This is a genomic window from Peribacillus sp. SIMBA_075, from assembly GCF_046534585.1.
The window spans coordinates 1-252 of record NZ_JAWRYN010001155.1 but is presented as its reverse complement, the minus strand read 5'-3'; the positions used below and the strand labels follow the sequence as shown (position 1 = coordinate 252).

Here is a 252-nt window from a genome sequence, read left to right as displayed (position 1 = left end):
AGTCCAACAATGGAAGCGGTCAGCACAAGGAGTGCAGCAAACTGGTCGGCAACAAGGGCAATCCCAAATGGGGCTTTCCAGCCGCCCAAATAAAGTGTTTGGATGCCGCTTGTGAAAATCGTTTGGACCAAATAGAGATTACAGATAATGGCTGAAAGAGAGGCGAAGACACTAAAGCCTCTCGACAGCATGATGTTCTTATTCATAAAAATCAATAGTGTCGCGGCTAGTAATGGAATTAAAATAGGCAGG

Annotated in this window: 1 pseudogene; it reads right to left on the bottom strand. The window is 45.2% G+C overall.

What is annotated here, in order from left to right:
* Positions 1 to 251, bottom strand: a pseudogene (locus SB775_RS31930) (Na+/H+ antiporter subunit D); the annotation flags it as partial.
* Between the last annotated feature and the right edge of the window lies 1 nt (position 252).